Annotated in this window: 22 protein-coding genes; all 22 read right to left on the bottom strand. The window is 49.3% G+C overall.

The window, feature by feature from the left end; all coding sequences use genetic code 11:
- Positions 1-19: 19 nt before the first annotated feature.
- Entirely contained in the window at positions 20-577 is a 558-nt protein-coding gene (gene frr / locus VFK44_12015; GenBank protein HET7629088.1) for a ribosome recycling factor, read from the bottom strand.
- A 4-nt stretch (positions 578-581) separates the two neighbouring features.
- A complete protein-coding gene (gene pyrH, locus VFK44_12010) occupies positions 582-1,304 on the bottom strand; it encodes a UMP kinase (GenBank protein HET7629087.1) in 723 nt (240 codons plus the stop codon).
- 81 nt (positions 1,305-1,385) lie between these two features.
- Entirely contained in the window at positions 1,386-2,270 is an 885-nt protein-coding gene (tsf, locus tag VFK44_12005) for a translation elongation factor Ts (GenBank protein HET7629086.1), read from the bottom strand.
- A 457-nt stretch (positions 2,271-2,727) separates the two neighbouring features.
- Positions 2,728-3,426, bottom strand: a complete 699-nt coding sequence (gene rpsB, locus VFK44_12000; protein HET7629085.1) for a 30S ribosomal protein S2 — start codon at positions 3,424-3,426, stop codon at positions 2,728-2,730.
- Positions 3,427-3,596: 170 nt separating this feature from the next.
- Positions 3,597-4,037 carry a hypothetical protein gene (locus VFK44_11995; protein ID HET7629084.1) on the bottom strand — a complete coding sequence of 147 codons (441 nt, stop codon included), beginning with the start codon at positions 4,035-4,037 and terminating at the stop codon, positions 3,597-3,599.
- A 3-nt stretch (positions 4,038-4,040) separates the two neighbouring features.
- Positions 4,041-4,829, bottom strand: a complete 789-nt coding sequence (locus VFK44_11990) for a FliA/WhiG family RNA polymerase sigma factor (GenBank protein HET7629083.1) — start codon at positions 4,827-4,829, stop codon at positions 4,041-4,043.
- An 11-nt stretch (positions 4,830-4,840) separates the two neighbouring features.
- Positions 4,841-5,341: a chemotaxis protein CheD gene (locus VFK44_11985; GenBank protein HET7629082.1), complete on the bottom strand. Its 501-nt coding sequence runs from the start codon at positions 5,339-5,341 to the stop codon at positions 4,841-4,843.
- Positions 5,331-5,939 carry a chemotaxis protein CheC gene (locus VFK44_11980; protein ID HET7629081.1) on the bottom strand — a complete coding sequence of 203 codons (609 nt, stop codon included), beginning with the start codon at positions 5,937-5,939 and terminating at the stop codon, positions 5,331-5,333. Before VFK44_11980 ends, VFK44_11985 begins: the two co-directional genes overlap by 11 nt.
- Positions 5,926-6,402 carry a chemotaxis protein CheW gene (locus VFK44_11975; protein ID HET7629080.1) on the bottom strand — a complete coding sequence of 159 codons (477 nt, stop codon included), beginning with the start codon at positions 6,400-6,402 and terminating at the stop codon, positions 5,926-5,928. The genes VFK44_11980 and VFK44_11975 overlap by 14 nt, the downstream gene beginning before the upstream one ends.
- A 175-nt stretch (positions 6,403-6,577) precedes the next feature.
- On the bottom strand, positions 6,578-8,578 hold the full coding sequence (locus tag VFK44_11970; GenBank protein ID HET7629079.1) for a chemotaxis protein CheA: 2,001 nt from the start codon (positions 8,576-8,578) through the stop codon (positions 6,578-6,580).
- Positions 8,579-8,581: 3 nt separating this feature from the next.
- On the bottom strand, positions 8,582-9,178 hold the full coding sequence (locus VFK44_11965) for a CheB methylesterase domain-containing protein (GenBank protein ID HET7629078.1): 597 nt from the start codon (positions 9,176-9,178) through the stop codon (positions 8,582-8,584).
- Entirely contained in the window at positions 9,175-10,023 is an 849-nt protein-coding gene (locus VFK44_11960) for a MinD/ParA family protein (protein HET7629077.1), read from the bottom strand. The genes VFK44_11965 and VFK44_11960 overlap by 4 nt, the downstream gene beginning before the upstream one ends.
- Positions 10,016-11,104: a flagellar biosynthesis protein FlhF gene (locus VFK44_11955; protein HET7629076.1), complete on the bottom strand. Its 1,089-nt coding sequence runs from the start codon at positions 11,102-11,104 to the stop codon at positions 10,016-10,018. Before VFK44_11955 ends, VFK44_11960 begins: the two co-directional genes overlap by 8 nt.
- Positions 11,101-13,134: a flagellar biosynthesis protein FlhA gene (flhA, locus tag VFK44_11950; protein HET7629075.1), complete on the bottom strand. Its 2,034-nt coding sequence runs from the start codon at positions 13,132-13,134 to the stop codon at positions 11,101-11,103. Before flhA ends, VFK44_11955 begins: the two co-directional genes overlap by 4 nt.
- Positions 13,135-13,173: 39 nt before the next feature.
- Positions 13,174-14,226 carry a flagellar biosynthesis protein FlhB gene (flhB, locus tag VFK44_11945; GenBank protein HET7629074.1) on the bottom strand — a complete coding sequence of 351 codons (1,053 nt, stop codon included), beginning with the start codon at positions 14,224-14,226 and terminating at the stop codon, positions 13,174-13,176.
- Entirely contained in the window at positions 14,223-15,011 is a 789-nt protein-coding gene (fliR, locus tag VFK44_11940) for a flagellar biosynthetic protein FliR (protein ID HET7629073.1), read from the bottom strand. Before fliR ends, flhB begins: the two co-directional genes overlap by 4 nt.
- Positions 15,008-15,277: a flagellar biosynthesis protein FliQ gene (gene fliQ / locus VFK44_11935; protein ID HET7629072.1), complete on the bottom strand. Its 270-nt coding sequence runs from the start codon at positions 15,275-15,277 to the stop codon at positions 15,008-15,010. Before fliQ ends, fliR begins: the two co-directional genes overlap by 4 nt.
- 13 nt (positions 15,278-15,290) lie before the next feature.
- Positions 15,291-15,971: a flagellar type III secretion system pore protein FliP gene (gene fliP / locus VFK44_11930; GenBank protein ID HET7629071.1), complete on the bottom strand. Its 681-nt coding sequence runs from the start codon at positions 15,969-15,971 to the stop codon at positions 15,291-15,293.
- Positions 15,968-16,612, bottom strand: a complete 645-nt coding sequence (locus tag VFK44_11925; protein ID HET7629070.1) for a flagellar biosynthetic protein FliO — start codon at positions 16,610-16,612, stop codon at positions 15,968-15,970. The genes fliP and VFK44_11925 overlap by 4 nt, the downstream gene beginning before the upstream one ends.
- 13 nt (positions 16,613-16,625) lie before the next feature.
- Complete coding sequence (locus VFK44_11920; protein HET7629069.1) at positions 16,626-16,988, bottom strand: response regulator; 363 nt, start codon at positions 16,986-16,988, stop codon at positions 16,626-16,628.
- Positions 16,989-17,014: 26 nt separating this feature from the next.
- Positions 17,015-18,184 (bottom strand): flagellar motor switch phosphatase FliY, encoded by a 1,170-nt coding sequence (gene fliY, locus VFK44_11915; protein HET7629068.1) that lies wholly within the window; start codon positions 18,182-18,184, stop codon positions 17,015-17,017.
- On the bottom strand, positions 18,177-19,169 hold the full coding sequence (fliM, locus tag VFK44_11910) for a flagellar motor switch protein FliM (GenBank protein ID HET7629067.1): 993 nt from the start codon (positions 19,167-19,169) through the stop codon (positions 18,177-18,179). Before fliM ends, fliY begins: the two co-directional genes overlap by 8 nt.
- Positions 19,170-19,197: the final 28 nt, after the last annotated feature.

Genomic DNA, 19,197 nt, shown 5'->3' with positions numbered 1-19,197 from the left:
TATTGTATCGCCAATCCCGTTACACTTCCATCATTTCTTTTTCTTTTTCGGCAGTCAATCGGTCGACGGTCGCAATGTGGTCGTCGGTAATCTTCTGAACGTCGTCCGTCTCGCGGCGAAGTTCGTCTTCGGTGAGATCACCATTCTTTTGTTCTTTCTTAAGTTCGTCATTGGCGTCGCGCCGTACATTGCGCACAGCGACCTTGGCTTCCTCGGCATACTTTCTCACGACTTTGACGAGTTCTTGGCGCCTCTCTTCGTTCAATTGCGGAATCGAGATGCGAATCAAGTCGCCGTCGTTGGAAGGAGAAAGTCCGAGATCCGCTTTCAAAATGGCTTTTTCAATATCACCGAGAATCGATTTGTCATACGGTTGAATGACGAGCAAACGAGCTTCGGGAGCTGTCACGCTCGCCAGCTGGTTCAACGGAGTAACCGCTCCGTAATAATCGACGGTAACTTTGTCGAGCAACGACGGAGTGGCTCTGCCGGCACGCACGGTCGCCAATTCACGGCGGTATGCGGCCACCGCTTTTTCCATCTTTTCTTTTGCGTTCTTGATCACTTCATTCGACATTTGCTTATTTCCCCTTTACGACGGTTCCGATGGATTCTCCCAGCACAGCCCGGCGAATGTTGCCGTTCTCCATAATCGAGAACACGACAAGCGGAATGTCGTTATCCATGCACAACGATGATGCCGTTGAATCCATGACCGCAAGTTGTTTTTTCAAAACATCCAAATAGGACAACGTTTGATACTTCGTTGCGTTTTCGTCAACGGAAGGATCAGCGTTATAAACGCCATCAACGTTGTTTTTCGCCATCAAGATCACTTCCGCCTCGATTTCGGCTGCGCGCAAGGCAGCCGTCGTATCTGTGGTGAAATACGGATTGCCCGTTCCGGCAGCAAAAATCACAACGCGTTTCTTTTCTAGATGACGAATCGCTTTACGGCGAATGTACGGTTCGGCAACTTGGCGCATTTCAATCGATGTTTGCACACGCGTTTCGACAGCGATATTCTCCAAACTGTCTTGCAAGGCCATCGCGTTCATCACCGTCGCCAACATTCCCATATAATCGGCTGTGGCGCGATCCATGCCCATTTCGCTGCCCGTTTTTCCGCGCCAAATATTGCCGGCGCCGACGACGATGGCCACTTCCACGCCGAGGTCGACGATGTCCTTCACTTGTTCGGCAATCGATTGGATGACCGCCGGTTCGATCCCGTAACGATTTTCACCTGCTAAGGCTTCTCCGCTTAATTTCAACACCACGCGACGATACTTCGGTTCCGACATATTGACCTCCATGCTTGAAGTATGATTGAAGTAACTTATGGATTCGTTCGGAAAAAGGGAACACGATGTGTCCCCTTCCCGTTATTTTCTTATTTGCGATTGTACTTCTTCCGCAAAATTTTCTTCCCGTTTTTCGATCCCTTCCCCTACAGCATAACGGGCGAAAGATTTTACGGCAGATCCATTGGCCTTTACGTATTTACCGACCTTTTGATCGGGATCTTTTACGAAAGGCTGGTCAAGCAGGCAAATTTCTTCAAACCATTTGTTCAGACGGCCTTCCACCATTTTTTCGACAATATGTTCGGGTTTTCCTTCATTCAACGCCTGTGCTTTCAGCGTTTCCCGCTCTTGATCAACTTCTTCCTGAACGACTTGTTCGCGGGACAAGTAGCGCGGATTGATAGCAGCCACGTGCATCGCGACGTCTCTCGCCGTATCCTCTTTTCCGGTTCCTTCAAGCACGGTTAAAGCCGCGATCGAGCCGCCCATGTGCAAATACTCGCCAAAAGAATCCCCGGAGTCTTTGTCGACGATTTGAAAACGACGCAAGGAGATTTTTTCGCCGATTTTCGCGATTGCGTTATTGAGCAAATCTTGAACGGTCCCTTCGCCGCCTTCTACATCTTGTGAAAGAGCTTCTTCGACCGTGCGCGGGCGCGCCTTCAGCAATTGCCCCGCAACCGTTTCGATCAATGCCTTGAAATTATCGTTTTTCGCAACGAAATCCGTTTCCGAATTGACCTCGACAATCACAGCGGAATCTCCTTCCGCCTTAATGTAAGCCAACCCTTCCGCGGCAATGCGGTCCGCTTTCTTGGCCGCCTTCGATATGCCCTTTTCACGGAGAAAATCGATGGCTTTCTCCAAGTCTCCATTCGTTTCAGTCAGCGCCTTTTTGCAATCCATCATGCCGGCGCCCGTTTTCTCGCGCAGTTCTTTTACCATTTTTGCCGTTACTGCCATTGGTGTTCCCTCCTCATTCTATTTACTATGAACGCTTGTTCATAGTGATTGTACCATTCGTCAGAGCCTTGTACGACCAACCCATCGCCGAGCCAGCGAAGCATAAGTTTCCGGTTGGTCTAACACCGTCTACTCGACGATGCGTTGTTGAGCCCTCCTCATTCTATTTACCATGAACGCTTGTTCATAGTGATTGTACCATTCGTCAGAGCCTGATACATTCAATTTACCATGTTCACAATGTTGTACCATTTGTCAGTATCCGATACATTCGATTTACGATGAACTTCCTGCGGTTTCGAAATCTGCCGTTTAAAAAAGGATGACAAAGGGTTTTCACTAATTCCCCTTCATCACCCTTCCTGGTTATCAATCCTTTAAATTTATCAATCTCTCTGCCGTCACTGAAGTACTCCGGATCGAACAGACGATTCAATCCGCAGCTTCCGGTCTCGATTTACGCGGTCGTTTCTTCGCCCTGATTCGCTTCAAGTGCGGCATCCGCCATTTTCGAAGTTAACAACTTAACCGCGCGAATGGCGTCATCGTTACCGGGGATGACATAATCGACTTCGTCCGGATCGCAATTCGTGTCGACGATCGCGATGATCGGAATGTTCAGTTTGCGTGCTTCTGCGATCGCGATGCGTTCCTTGCGCGGATCGATGATGAACACCGCGTCCGGAAGGCGGTTCATCTCTTTTATGCCGCCGAGAAACTTTTCAAGGCGATCTTTTTCTTTTCTAAGCAAAACGACTTCTTTTTTCGGCAACACTTCAAATGTGCCGTCCTCTTCCATTTTCTCGAGATCTTTCAAACGTTTAATTCTTTTGCGAATGGTATCGAAGTTCGTCAACGTTCCGCCGAGCCAGCGGTGGTTCACGTAGAACATGCCCGCGCGTTCAGCTTCCTCTTTCACGGAATGCTGCGCTTGTTTCTTCGTTCCGACGAACAAGACTTTTCCGCCTTCAGCCGTGAGTTCTTTCACGTAGTTGAAAGCTTCCTCGACTTTTTTCACCGTCTTTTGCAAGTCGATAATGTAAATGCCGTTTCTTTCCGTGAAAATGTAACGTTTCATTTTCGGATTCCAACGGCGTGTCTGGTGGCCGAAATGTACGCCGGCCTCAAGCAGCTGCTTCATAGAAATGACTGCCATCTTGTTTCCTCCTTTGGTTTTTTTCCTCCGCCCGCGTCTCTTTTTCGCGACACCGCACCGCGGCACCCTCGCGAAAATCGGCAGACGTGTGTGATAAGCACCGTCAGTTAATATACCATAATCGCCTTCCGGTGACAAGTTTTCCACTGATCGATCTCAAACGGAACGACTCATTTCAGCAAACGCAGCAACAACTCGACTTCGCCTTTGCCGCGTCCGAGTTGTTTCGCAATTTGTTCATGGTTCAAGCCTTGTTTGGACAGCGCAAGCACCTTCGCTTCAAACGACGGTTCGTAAGGGGGTTCGACGCTTTTTCCTGCTATTGCCCCGCCGGGTGTCGCCGCCTTCTCCGGTTCAGGTTTCGACAAATCCGTCTCCGTTTCAGAGACTTCCGTTGTTTCCGCAACCTGCGGCCGGGCGTCGTCCGCTTGTTCCGCTTTTTCTTCGAGAAGACCGATGAGTCTTGTATTTTCTTGCTTCATCTCTTCCATATACAAAGCGAGCAGATTTTCCATTTCCGAAGCGCTTGCTCGTTCCTTTTTCAGTTGAAAGATCCAGAAAAAGGCGCAGGCATGCAAAACAAAACTAATAAACAATAAGAACGAAACCATTTTTTATCCCTCTTCATACCACTCTGACTTATGTATGTTCGATTGTATCATGGCTTGCTGGAGACGGAACAACGCTTTCGAATGGATTTGCGAAATTCTTGAAGTGGAAAGGCCGAGAACTTTTCCGATCTCCGTCAAGGTCAACTCTTCATAGTAAAATAAGCTGACGACGAGCTGTTCTTTTTCGTTCAACCCTCGGATGATTTCCGTTAAATGATGTAAAGTTTCTTCCTTGATTACTTCTTTTTCCGGCAATCGCGCTCGTTTGTCTTCGATTAAAATGTGAGCCGGACCTTCTTCCCTGCCGGTATCCTCGTCCATTGACAAGATGTTCGAAAAAAAGCTTTCCGACTGAAGTGCCGCGACTTCTTCCTCGTCGAGACCGACTTCTTCGGCTACTTCTTGTGCCGTCACCGGCCGCAAGTGCCGCTGTTGCAAGTCTTCAATCGCGTTTTCGATTCTTCTAATTTTTTCCCGCAAGGAACGCGGCATCCAGTCCTCTTTTCGCAAACCGTCGAGAATCGCCCCGCGAATCCGGAAGGACGCATACGTGTCGAACTTCAAATCCCTTGAGGCATCGAATTTGTTTAAAGCGTCATAAAGGCCGATCATCGCATGGCTGCGGAGTTCTTCCGAATCGATTCCGCGCGGAAGCCCGACGGCGATGCGCTGAACGTGATAACTGACGAGCGGCATATACAATTGAAGCAATTGTTCGCCCGCCTCGGGGTCTTTGTTTTCAATCCACTTTTTCCAATGGATTTTTTCTTCCGTTTTCATTGAATCAACCATTCGGATCCCCCTTAAATCTCAACAACACCTTCATTGACGGTGCGAACCCGCATTATTTCGCTTTCAACGTCAAATTCAACGGTTCTCCCCTTGTTTCCGCCGACTTTCGCAGAAACCTTTCTAATGCCGTACTTGTTCAGCTGCGCTTCGATCGCTTCGACGTTACGTTTTCCGATGGCGGCCGCTTCCTTCATCGTCGTGAACGAAAACATCATCGCCCCGCCTGCCATTTTTGCCTTCAACCGTTTCACATCCGCCCCTTTTCTCGTCAACATTTTTACGAGTTCGGCGACCGCCGTGTCTGCGAATTTTCCCGGTTTTTCGACCGTTCCTCTCGCAATCGACGAATCGGGAAGCATAATATGCGCCATCGCGGCGGCTTTTATCGTGGAGTCGAACAGGACAAGCCCGACGCATGAACCGAGACCAACGGTACGAAGAATAAGCGGAGCCGAAACAACATGAATGCCCGCAATCCCGACGCTGACAATACTCCCGACATTATTCGTCACGGTTGTCGACCCCCAATGCTTGAAAGAGCGTCGCAAAAGCATCTGGATCCGGAACGTATAAAAATTGCCCTGTCATCTCCGCCCATTGGGTGAATGCCGTCTCCATCATTATGGCCCGTTCTCCAAAATGAGAAGCCTCTGCCAATCCGCTGACGAGAACGGCGCCCGCCATGTCAGTGATGAGCGTCGGCGGCGTCGGCTGCAAACTCAAACCGGTAAAGTCCGAAAGCGCGGACAAAAACGATCCCGCCAAAATGTTTCCCGTTTCCATCAAAACCGATCGTTCCAAAGCTTCGTCTTTTCCGCAGCCAATCAAGCATTTGACAAGATGCTGTGCTTCCGATTCGGCGAACAGGATAAAAAGACTTCCTGGAACGTCCCCGCGGATTCGCAAAAAAATGGTTGTAAGCACTGTTTCCGCCCCGCCGGCATGTTCGCACATTTCGTTCAACGTCACGACTCCGGCGTCCGGGACTTCCAATTCGATTTTTTTCTTCAACAACTTCGCTAACGCAGTTGCCGCATGGCCGGCGCCGATGTTCCCGATTTCTTTCAATATATCAAGATGGCGCCAGCTGATGCCGCTAGGCAGTTCCATGTTCTTCTTCCTCAAAAGAACGCAGTTCTTCGATTTCTCCTGGATTAAGCACCTTACGCAAATTGAGCATAATGAGCAGCCGGTTATCGATTTTTGCCACGCCGCGCAAATATTCCGCCTTGACGCCGCCGACCAGGTCGTCAGGCGGCTCAATCGCATCGGCGGGAATGTCGATGACGTCGTTGGCGGCGTCAACGATCAATCCGACCTCTATATCATCGACGTGCACGATCACCATTCGCGTTTCTTCCGTTTCTTCAAGTTTTTCGAAGTCGAAGCGTTTTCGCAAATCGATGACAGGCGTGACGACGCCGCGCAAATTAATCACCCCTGCCACAAATCCGGGAGCTCTCGGAACTCTCGTGACGGGCTGCATTTTCTCAATGGAGCGCACTTGATGGATTTCCACACCATACTCTTCGTCGTTCAACTGAAAAACAATCGATTTTACCGCTGTTGTCATCGGATGATGTCCTCCTTTATTAGTCGATATGACTGGAAAGTGCTGTCGAACAAGCTGAAACCCTCAAAACATCTCGCAATCCGAAAGCATGGGAATGTTTCAAAACAGCTCACTTGCCGAATTCCAAACTGTATGTAACTGTATTTCTGCAAACGAGCGTTCCACGGTCATTCGGTCAAGGGATCAATGTATTGCAATCAATGATCAAAGCTGCCTCTCCGTTGCCGAGAATTGTGGCGCCGGAAATTCCGGGAATTTGTGTGAAATAATCACCGAGAGACTTCAACACCACTTCTTGATGGCCGATGAAAGCATCGACTTGCAAGGCGGCGAACTTTTCGCCTTTGCGCACGATGACAATCGGATACGTATCGGCAGTTGGATCGTCTTCCTCCACTTGAAATTGCTCTCTCAGCGTCAACAGCGGAATCATTTTGCCGCGATAGTGAACCATTTTGTGATGATGTGGATCGTAAACGTCGTCTTTCCCGATGACGGCGATCTCGACGATCGATGAAAGCGGAACGGCATAAATTTCCGCGCCGACTTGGACAAGCATGACTGGAATGATCGACAAGGTAAGCGGCAGTTGGATCGTAAACGTCGTCCCCTTGTCCGGCTCGGAATCGACATCCACTCTCCCGCTTAACGACTCGATCTTGTTCTTGACGACATCAAGCCCGACCCCGCGCCCGGAGAGATCGGAAATCTTTTCGGCGGTACTGAATCCCGAGGCGAACAACAGCTCGTACACTTGCTTGTCGTTCAGCTCCTCGGCTTCTTCTTTACCGACGACGCCGTTTTCGACCGCCTTTTTCAAAACCGCTTCGCGATTAATGCCCGCCCCGTCGTCCTTGATTTCAATCAACACGTGATTTCCGCTGTAATACGCATGAATCTCAATCGTGCCTTCCTCCGACTTTCCTTTTTTCACGCGCGCTTCCGGGGATTCGATGCCGTGATCCAACGAGTTGCGCAGCAAATGGATGAGCGGATCGCCGATTTCATCAACGACGGTACGGTCCAATTCCGTTTCGGCACCGGTGACGTGGAATCGAATTTTTTTGTTTAAGTCTTTCGACAAATCTCTGACCATTTTCGGAAATCGGCCGAACACTTGATCGATCGGAACCATTCGCAACGCCAAGATCATTTCCTGCATGTTCCCCGAAATGCGGGTCATTCTTTCGACAACCTCGGTCAACTCATGGTTTTTGATTTCTTTTGCCAATCGCTGCAGACGGCTTTTGTCGATCACGAGTTCTTCGAACAAATTCATCAATTGATCCAACCGTTCGATGTTGACCCGAATCGTTTTGCTTGCCGTCCGGCGGCCGGCATCGTTCGCTTTCGCTCGTTTTGACGGTGAATTCGTTTGATTCGCTCCACTCGGCTTGTCGCTTTCGGATTTCACAGCCGCTTCGTTCGCCGATTGTGCCGGCACCCAGTCGCTGATTTCGACGTTTTCGATTTCCGAAACGTTCATAATGTGACTTTCGATCGTTTCTTTCTCTTGTTGTGTAAGCAGCAAAACCGAAAAAGCTTGGTCGAACGCCTCCTCCTCGATTTGCTCAACCGAAGGTGACGCATGGACGATTTCTCCGATGTTTTCCAGCACTTGAAACACCATGACGCTGCGTGCTGCTTTCAACATGCAGTCTTCATTCAAAACGACGCGAACGACAAATGCGGAAAATCCTTCGTCCTGTGATTGACGAATGACGGCTTCTTTGTATTGGTCAATCGCGAACGTTTCGCTGTCCCCGCTTCCGGCCGCAGAAGCCTCCGCGCCGCTTTCCCCCTCCAATAGACGGTTTAGTTTTTCCACCGTCCCGGCAACTTCCAAACTCCCGTCCCCGCCTGACGACAAATCATCCGTCATCAATTCGAGCCGGTCGGCGCCTTCCAACAAAATGTCGATCACTTCGGTCGTTACTGGCAGTTCTAAGTTGCGAACGGCATCCAATACATTCTCCAGCTTGTGCGTCAATTCCGCCATGTCCGTGAACCCCATTGAGGCCGACATGCCTTTCAATGTGTGGGCACCGCGAAAAATTTCCTGAACGACTTGGAGGTCAGAAGGTTGTTTTTCGAGCGCCAACAGTCCGTCATTCATGAGCTGCAAATGTTCCCGGCTTTCGTCCAAAAACATGTCTAAATATTGTTCGGTTTCCATGTTTCAACTCCTTTGCGAGCGGGTGATGGTATCCGTTAAACAAGCACCGATCTCCTCAACGTGCAAGACTTCGTTAACCGCAATCGTCTCAATGGCCGCTCGGGGCATTCCGAAGACAACGGCGGAAGCGGCAGATTCAGCGACCACATACGTATTTCCACTTTCCACGAGCGCTTTCAATCCTTCCGCACCGTCGGAACCCATCCCAGTCATTATAACGGCCAATTTCTTAAAATTTTTCAGTTTTGCCGCCGAATCGAACAATTCGTTAACGGAAGGACAGTGTCCGGCTCTTGCCGCTCCTGATCGTACGCACAGCTGAATTCCCGTCAAAATTCCGGATACGGTCATTTGAAACCCTCCAGGGGCAATGTATGCTGTTCCCGCTTGCGCCATTTCGCCGTCTTCGGCTTCTTTAACACGAATGCTCGAATGATGATCGAGCCGTTCAGCCAAGGCTTTCGTGAATTTCGGCGGCATATGCTGAACAATAAACAATGGGGAAGGAAACGATTGCGGCAATTTCGTCAAAACTTTTTGTAACGCACCCGGTCCTCCCGTCGAAGTTCCAATACAAACGACCCACTTCGTCCCGCTCATAGTGCTTTCTCCTTGCCGCGGCGCAAAAACCCGGTTAATTTACGCAAAAATCCGCCGGATTCGACCGGAAGTCCGCACCATCGTTCCGCCAGATTCGTGATCGCTTTCGAAATGTCCGCACGCGGACCGTAAAGCAAAACGGGAACCCTTGCTTTCACCGCATCCGATACGGTGCGATCATCCGGCAAAGAATGAAAAGACGAAATCGGTTGATTCAAAAATTGCTCGCTTACTTTTTGCAAGCGCATTGCGGTCTCCCGACCTTCTGCGGCATCATGGCAACGATTGACGATCATGCGTATCGGAATCGCCGATTGGCTGCGGCGAACGACGAATTTCAACGCGGCATAAGCGTCTGTTACCGCTGTCGGTTCCGGTGTCGTGACAAGAAAGATCTCGTCGCTTGCCAAAATGAAATTCAACAAGTCCTCGCTCACGCCGGCCCCCATGTCAAAAACAATGACGTCGAATTGTTGTTCCAACGCTTGCAGTTGCTGCAAGAAATGGCTTCTTTTACGCTCGTCGAGTCTAACGACTTCGGCAAGTCCCGTTCCGCCCGCGATAAATGGAATCCCTCCTGTGCCTCTTTCAACAATGTCGGAAATCGCAAGGCGCTGCTCCAACATGTCGACGATCGAGCGGGCAGGAATGACACCCATCAAAATGTCGAGGTTCGCCATGCCGATGTCAAGATCGATTAAAATGACGTTTTTCCCGAGGCGGCGTAGCGCAATCGCAAAATTCAACGACACATTGGATTTTCCGACGCCTCCTTTCCCGCTGATGACAGAAATGACACGCGTGCGCTTCATTTTTCTTCGCAATTGGTCGGCCTGGTCAAGCATCCGTCTCCACTCCCGTCACCATTCCGGCAATCCGGCGAGGTGTTGCTTTCACAAGATCATCCGGTACATTTTGGCCGTTTGTGATAAATTCCGGTTGCAGTCGTTCACTCAACGAAAGATTTACGAGCGTCCCGTATCTCGTCGTTTCATCTGTTTTCGTAAACACGAGGCGGTCCGGCGGAAGGGAACGAAATTTGTTCACAATCGACCTCATATCGTTGTATTTAGCCGTCGCAGCAAGAACGAGCCAAGTTTCCGTATCGGCTCCGAACGAAATCAAGCTTTTCAATTCGTCGATGTAAGTGGATTGTTTGTAATTTCTTCCGGCCGTGTCGATCAGCACGAGATCGCGGTCCGCAAACATTTTTTTTGCTTTACGGAAGTCTTCTTTTGTGTATGCGACTTCGATCGGGACGTTCAAAATATCAGCGTACGCCTTGAGCTGATCGACCGCGGCGATTCGATAGGTATCGGCGGTAATGAATGCGATCGACTTTCCTTCGTCGATTTTCGCTTTCGCAGCGATCTTCGCCAAGCTTGTCGTTTTCCCGACCCCCGTCGGGCCGGCAAACACTAAATATTTTTTTTCATACCGGAACGGAAGCCCTTCGTTTTGCTCTAACCTTTCGACAAGCAACTCGTGCAGTTTTCGATACAATTCCGGCTTCTTCATCGCTTCCTCTTGTCGATACCACGTTTTCAGCAAATCTTGCATGAACGAATCGGTGTATTTCGGTTCGATTTCATGATCGACAAGAAAATCATGAATCTGTGCCAACGGACCGGGATACTGAGGCGCTTTCAACTGGCGCAGTTCTCCTTCCAACCATTCCAAGTCGAACCGTTCTGAAAAAGCTGTCCCGTTGGCAATCGGTTGCGGCTGTTTGCTTCGGGGTTCGTTTGGCTGTCCGTCCGGATCGACGGCCGCAATCACTTCGAGATGCTTTTTCGCGAAAAAGCCGAAAAAACCGCCTTTGTCGACCTCTTTTGAATGGAGAATGATCGCATCCGTACCAAGAGATTTTCGTATGAGCTTCATAGCTTCCGGCATCGTCGGCGCGGTAAATTTTTTTATTTTCATGGAAGATTCACCACCCCGAGACTTTGGACTTCAATGGTCGGTTCCAATTCGTTGTACGACAACACGGCAACATCGGGCAAAAATCGTTCCAACAGCTGGCGGACATACATCCTGATCGCCGGTGAACATAAGATAACCGGTGATTGATCGGCCGATTTCAATTGCTGCAATTCTTTTGCCGCAGCATCATAAAATCGTTGCGTCGATTCAGGGTCGAGTGCCAAGTAATTGCCGTGTTCCGTTTGCTCGACGGCATCAGCGAATTTTTTCTCCGTCGTTCCAGAAATCGTTATGACTTTCAACGGTTCATTCTCGTTCGCAAATTGTTTGCTGATTTGTCTCGAGAGAGACTGACGAACGTATTCCGTCAACAAATCACCGTCTTTCGTCATTTTTCCGTAATCGGCAAGCGTTTCAAAGATCACCGGCAAATTGCGGATGGAAACGTTCTCCCTAAGTAAATTGACCAGCACTTTTTGAATGTCCCCGACGGATAAAGGATCGGGATGGACTTCTTCGACGAGCGTTGGATGATCTTCTTTCAAATGATCAATCAGCTGCTTTGTTTCTTGGCGACCGAGCAATTCAAAGGCGTGTTTTTTGATAACCTCGGTCAAGTGTGTAGAAACAACAGACGGCGGATCGACGATCGTATAGCCGGCCAATTCAGCGCGGTCTTTCATTTCGTCGTTGATCCAAATCGCGGGCAGTCCGAAAGCGGGCTCAGTCGTTTTTATGCCTTCGATTGTGTCGTCTTCAACACCGGGACTCATGGCCAAATAATGATCCAATAAAACTTCTCCGCCGGCGACATCGTTGCCTTTGATACGGATCCGATATTGATTCGGCTCCAGTTGAATGTTGTCCCTGATGCGCACAACCGGAATGACCAATCCAAGCTCAAGCGCCAACTGCCGCCGAATCATAACCACTCGATCCAACAAATCGCCGCCTTGGTTCACGTCCGCGAGCGGAATGAGTCCGTAACCGAACTCAAATTCAATGGCGTCCATCGACAAAAGCTGGATGACGCTTTCCGGCGACTTCATCTCCTCTTCGGTTTCCGATTCCAACTCGCGTTCCTCTTCGAGCTCCGCCACCTGGCTGCGGTTTAGAACAAAACCGCCGAAGAAGAGCAAAGCCGCAATCGGCAGTGTAAGCAAATCGTTGATCGGCGTGAAAAGACCGAGAATCGCGATCGTCGCACCTGCCGCATACAGCAATTTCGGATAGCTGAGCAGCTGCTTCGTGATGTCGTGTCCGAGATTTCCTTCCGATGCGGCACGAGTGACGACGATCCCCGTCGCCGTTGACAAAATGAGCGCTGGAATTTGACTCACCAGCCCGTCGCCGACCGTAAGCAACGTATAACTGTGTGCGGCATCGGAAAGTGACATCCCTTTTTGCGCAACGCCGATAATTATGCCGAAAATAATATTGATCGAAACAATGACAATACCAGCGATCGCGTCGCCCTTCACAAATTTGCTTGCGCCGTCCATTGCTCCGTAAAAGTCCGCTTCCCGTTCAACCTTTTCGCGTCTTTGTTTCGCTTCCCGGTCGGAAATGAGCCCCGCGTTCATGTCGGCATCGATACTCATTTGCTTGCCCGGCATCGCATCAAGCGTAAATCGGGCAGCGACTTCGGACACACGTTCGGCACCTTTCGTAATGACAACGAATTGAATAATGACAAGAATGAGAAAGATGACAAATCCGACGAGAGGATTCCCGCCGATGACGAATTCTCCGAATGTATGGATGACATTGCCCGCATCGCCTTTCCCTAAAATCGCCCGTGTTGTCGAAACGTTGAGTCCAAGACGGAATAACGTTGCTAAGAGCAACAACGAAGGAAAGATGGAAAATTCGAGCGGTTCGTTCATGTTCATGGTCACCAAAATGATCACTAAAGCGAGTGAAATGTTTACAATGATCAACACCGACAGCATGACGTTCGGCAACGGGATGATCAGCATCGCAATGATCAAAATGACGCCGACAAGCACTGAGACATCACGAGGATGCATCGACGTTCTTCCTTTCAATGAAAAAATTCCGGTGAAGCATTATGCCTTCTGTTTCAACCGATAAACGTAAGCCAAAATTTCCGCAACGACTTTAAAAAATGATTCCGGCACTTGCTCGCCGATATTGACTTGCCGGTAAAGCGATTGTGCCAGCGAACGATTTTCCATCGTTACAATGTCATGTTCGGCGGCGATTTCCTTAATCCGCTGAGCGACCAAATCCATCCCTTTGGCGACAACGACCGGAGCATCCATTTTCGCATCGTCATACTGCAAAGCGACGGCATAGTGCGTCGGGTTCGTAATGACGACATCTGCTTTTGGAACTTCCTGCATCATCCGGTTCATCGCCATTTGCTGTTGTTTTTGGCGAATTTTCGCTTTGATCTTCGGATCCCCGTCGATGTTTTTTCGCTCATCCTTTACGTCTTGTTTCGACATCCGCATGTTTTTTTCATGGTCGAACCTTTGGTACAAATAGTCGAGAATGGAAATAAAAATCAGCAGGATGGACACGGCCACACACATTTGAATCAGCAGCTTGCCGAGATCGGCGGACGCTTTTTCCGGCGACAACAGTCCGAGTCTCGTCAATTTGTCTTTCTCCAGCCAAAGATAACCGAAACTGACGCCGATGACAGCGGAAATTTTCAATACCGATTTCGCGAGTTCGACCAAGGCGCGTACGGAAAAGATTTTCTTTGCTCCTTGGATCGGATTGATCCGTTCCCCTTTCAGTTGCACGGCTTCTGTCGAAAACAAAAACCCGACTTGCATATAATTGGCGGCGAGGGCAGCGACGAAAGCGATCAGCCCGATAGGCACCGCCGCTTTCAGCGATAACATCGACATCTGCACGAACAAACTGTGCACGTTCGCTTGCGTAACGTCCATTAACAGAAAGTGCGCCAACACGTTGCGCATAATAGCCAGCATGCCTTGAAACAAATAGGAGCCGAAAAAAATCAAAAACAAAAAGATGAGCAGAAGCGATATCGCGACAGTGACGTCATTGCTTTTGGAGACTTGGCCTTTTTTTCTCGAATCCTGCCGTTTCTTCGGGGTTGCTTTCTCCGTCTTTTCTTGACTCAAGAGCCTCTCCCCCCCATTGCCTGCATCAGTTGACGCATAGCGGTCGTCATTTCTTCAGAAAGTTCGGCTACGAGACCCATGATCAACGGGATCGTCACGAGCAATACGCCGTAACCGACCAATACTTTGAACGGAATGCCGACGATAAACACGTTCACTTGAGGAACCGCGCGGGAAACGATGCCTAAGGCAACGTCCACGAGAAACAACGTTCCAACAATCGGGACCGACATTTGAAAAGCAATCACGAACATGTTCGCCAATGCCTCCGTCGCAAGCTCGGCCGCTCCTCCGTTCCCGAAATGAATCGACAACGTTTCAAGCGGAATCAACCGGTAACTGTAAAAAATGCCGTCAAGCAACATGTAATGGGCATTGATCGACAATAGGAACAAAATGGCCAACGTATACAAGAAATTCCCCGTCACCGGAGCTTGCACCGACGTATGCGGATCAAAGATCGTCGCCATCGCCAAGCCCATTTTCACGTCGATGAATTCCCCCGCGACCTGTAACGCATAAATCAAGATCATCGCGATAAAACCGATGGAGAGGCCGACGATGGATTCCTTTATTAAAAGAAGAAAAAAACGGCCGTCCACCGGAAGAGGTTCCGGTTGCAACGATACGTCCATCAACCAGGCAAGCACGACCGATGTTCCGATTTTGGCGGCTGCCGGAATGTTGCGGTACGAAAAAATAGGCACAGCTGCGAAAAAAGAAGCGACGCGCACGAGAATGAGCAAATATGCAGGTACGCCTTCCAATACTTGCGTAAGGATCATCTGCCGAATTGATCAAGTTGCGTAAAAATTTGATAGGTAAAGTCCAAAAGCTCGGACAGCATCCATGGACCGAAAAAAATTAGAGCCAGCAGCGCCGCAGCAATTTTCGGAATGAATGCGAGCGTTTGTTCCTGAATCTGCGTCGTCGCTTGAAAAATGCTGACGAGCAGTCCGACGCCGAGAGCGATGATCAATATCGGCGCAGCGATCAGCAAGGTCGTATAAACACCTTGACGCGCAATTTGAATGACGAATTCTGGACTCATCGGAACACCTTCTTTACTGATAACTGATGAGAATTGATTTGACGACAAGATACCATCCGTCGACGAGAATAAACAACAAGATTTTGAACGGCAGCGAAATCATGACCGGCGGAAGCATAAGCATGCCCATCGACATCAAAATACTGGCGACAACCATGTCAATGACCAAAAACGGAATATAAATCATAAAGCCGATTTCGAAAGCCGTCTTTAATTCACTGATCGTAAAGGCCGGCACGAGGGCGGCCAGCGGAATATCCTCGATGCTTTCGGGTTGTTCGTAATCCCCGTAGTTCAAGAACAAGCGCAAGTCTTTTTGCCGCGTATGTTCCGACATAAACTGCTTGATCGGCGCAGCCGCCTTATCGAACGCCTCTTGCTGCGTCAAGTCCCCTTGCAAAAACGGTTGAACGGCTTCATCGTTCACTTCGCTGATGACCGGGGCCATAATGAAAAAAGTTAAAAATAAGGACAGGCCGATCAATACTTGGTTCGGCGGCATTTGTCTTGTCGCGAGAGCGGTTCTGACGAAAGAAAGCACAATGACGATGCGCGTAAACGAAGTCATCAACACGAGAATCGCTGGCGCAAGCGACAAGACCGTCAACAATAAAAATAACTGGACAGTCGTCGCGACGTCGGCCGGTTGATCGCTGAGAAATTGAAAGTCTACACCGGGAATCGGTCCGTTCATCGCGGTCCGCCTTTCCTTTTCAACCGATCGACGGCACGTTTCCGATCTTCCACCATTTCATTCAGCCTTTTTTCCAGCATCGCCTTAAACCCGCCGTTCGGTTCGCCTCGACCGGCTTGTTTCGTGTTGATCCAATCTTTCAACTTCCCAACGGACGTGTCGATGACATCATCCTTTTCGTGAATGTTCGTCAATTGCTTCACTTCGTCCTCGTCGTCGATCTCTTTTAACAGCGTGACAGTATCGCCGACGCCGATAACGAGAATTTTCGTTCCGACCTTTACGAGTTGGACGGAACGATTCGAACCGACGTTCACCCCGCTGATCGTTTGAATCGCTCGTCCCGAAGAAAATGAACGTGTTTTCGCGTTCACGAATCGCAGCAACAAATAAATGAGCGCCACGACAACCGCAAGGATGAAAACCACTTTGACGAACATCCACAGCGTGCTCCCCGTTCCTGCAGATGCTCCCATTTCCGAATCCGGCGTATCCCCGTTTTCTTTCTGTCCCACTTGATCCTTGTATAGATCGGCAACCGTTCGATTGTCTTTCCCGCCTCCGGAAGCATGCACAAGATCGCCTCCGAAAACAAAAACGAACGCTGCCGCCAAAATCACTACCAACCATCGCTTTCGCAACACGAGCACCTGCCTAACTCAACGCTTTATTGATCGCTTCAACCACCCGCTCCGCCTGAAAAGGTTTCACGATGAAATCTTTCGCTCCGGCCTGAATCGCGTCAATGACCATCGCCTGCTGTCCCATCGCCGAGCACATAATCACTTTCGCATCCCCGTCGATTTTCTTAATTTCTTTCAAAGCGGTCAATCCGTCCATTTCCGGCATCGTGATGTCAAGTATGACAAGATCCGGCGACGTTTCTTGATATTTCTCGACGGCTTCGGCGCCGTCACCGGCCTCGCCGGCGATTTCAAAATTGTTTTTCGTCAAAATGTCTTTGACCATCATTCTCATAAATGCGGCATCGTCTACGATCAAAATTTTATGAGCCATTCGTTCTCCTCCGTTACCTGAAAAGTTTACTGCAATCGTTTCAATCGATCTTTTTGACTGGCAATTTCTGTTACTCGAACGCCGAAATTCTCATCAATGACGACCACTTCGCCTCGGGCAATCATTTTGTTGTTCACGAAAATATCGACAGGTTCACCGGCCAATTTGTTCAGTTCAATGACAGAACCCGGTGTCAACCGGAGAATGTCTTTCACCGAACGCGTTGCGCGGCCGAGTTCCACCGTCACTTGCAACGGAATGTCGTACAACATGTTTAAGTTTTGTGTTTGTGTTCGAAGCTCGTCGTTGTCTTCAAAATCAGAAAACACTGCAGATTGGATGTCCCTTGACGCCGTCGAACCATTGCCTAAATGTTGCCGCTCAGGTTGGGAACGATCACTCATCGGCTCAGTCGTCTCATGGTTCGCACCAAGCTCGTTTAACTCGGATGCCGCGGATGCCGGTTCGTTCGTTTCTGATTCTCCGTCGGCAAATGACGGCTCATTTGCAGATGAATTTTCTCCCGGATTCATCAGTTCGTCAACCATTGTTTTGGCGAATTCGATCGGCAGCAAATGCATAATGTTCGAGTCGATCAGGTCGCCGATTTTCAAGCGGAACATGACCATTAACATGACGTCGTCAAACTGCAGCGAATTTCCGCTGCTCTTATTGTTAAAATCAAGCATGTCGGCGATCGGTGGAGAAATGTCGATCGTTTTGTTGAACATCGACGACATTGAAGTGGAAGCGGAGCCCATCATTTGGTTCATCGCCTCTTGAACCGCGCTCATTTCCATATCGCCGATGACTTCTTTCGGATTCTTGCCTTCGCCGCCCATCATCAAATCTGCGATGACGCCTGCGTCCCGCAAATTCAGCACAAGAATGTTCGATCCTTGGAATCCTTGCGTATAATTTACGGTTACGGCAACGTGCGGGTGCGGAAAATGTTCCGACAAGCTTTCATACTCCACAACTGTAAGCTTCGGTGTCGTAATCTCAACTTTTTGCCTCAACAATTCCGAAAGGACGGTCGCAGCAGTCCCGAACGAAATGTTTCCGATTTCTCCCATCGTATCCACTTCAATCGAGGACAAGTATTCATTGATTTCCTCTTTTTTGTCGGTATCGTCGTTCACGTTGTTCAAAAGAGCATTAATCTCGTCTTGCGAAAGTTTCTGATCATCACTCATCATGCCCCTCCCCTTTCGGAATGTTTTCAATCACCTGTACGGCCATCTTCCTGCCTTTCTTTCCGGGCTGCACGTAAAATTTCGGTCGGTTTCCAGCACTGAGCGTCAGCGGTTTGTCGATCAACTGATCAAGCGCGATGACATCTCCGCGATTGAGTTGCAAAAACTCCTGGACGGATATTTCCGAACGTCCGAGCTCTGCTTTCATGACGATCGGGGCACCGTGCAGCTTTTCTTTAAGCTGTTCGTACTCCTCCGGTTTGCGCTGTTTCATTTTGTCCTGCATCCAGTAGTGGATCGACAATTTCTCAATCACCGGTTCAATAACTACATGCGGCAAACAAATGTTGATCATTCCGCTCGATTCGCCGATCACCGTCGTCAATGAAATAACGACGACCGTTTCGTTCGGAGACACCATTTGCAAAAACTGCGGATTAACCTCCATCTCCTGACTGCCAATTTCGAGTTCAATGACCGTTTGCCAGGCGTCCCGAAAACTCTTCAGCGCCTTTCCGAGCAATCGTTGCATGATGTTCGACTCGATTTCTGTCAAATTATCAATCTTGTTCATACTTGTACCTTGTCCACCGAGAACCCTGTCAATCATTGCAAAAGCAATATGGGGATTCACTTCCACTAGCAGACGTCCCTCCAACGGAGACGCTTCGAACGTGTTCAGCAAGGTCATTTTCGGGACCGAGCGAATGAATTCTTCATAAGGAAGTTGATCGACCGAGGCAACCGTGATTTGCACGTAGGACCTCAACTGTGCCGAAAAAAAAGTCGTCAACAAGCGAGCGAAATTTTCATGAATTCTCGTCAAACTGCGAATTTGATCTTTCGAAAATCGCATCGCCCTTTTAAAGTCATAAACTCTTACTCGCTCTTTCTTTTCCTCCCGGAGTTCATCCGCATCCATTTCCCCCGTTGAGATGGCCGACAATAAAGCATCAATTTCGTTTTGCGATAATACATCAGCCATAGGAATCCCCCCCTGCAGAACATTTCAT

This window comes from Bacillales bacterium (genome assembly GCA_035700025.1).
Taxonomy (GTDB): domain Bacteria; phylum Bacillota; class Bacilli; order Bacillales; family DASSOY01; genus DASSOY01.
The sequence above is the reverse complement of the archived record's forward strand: the minus strand, read 5'-3'. Positions and strand labels throughout refer to the sequence as shown.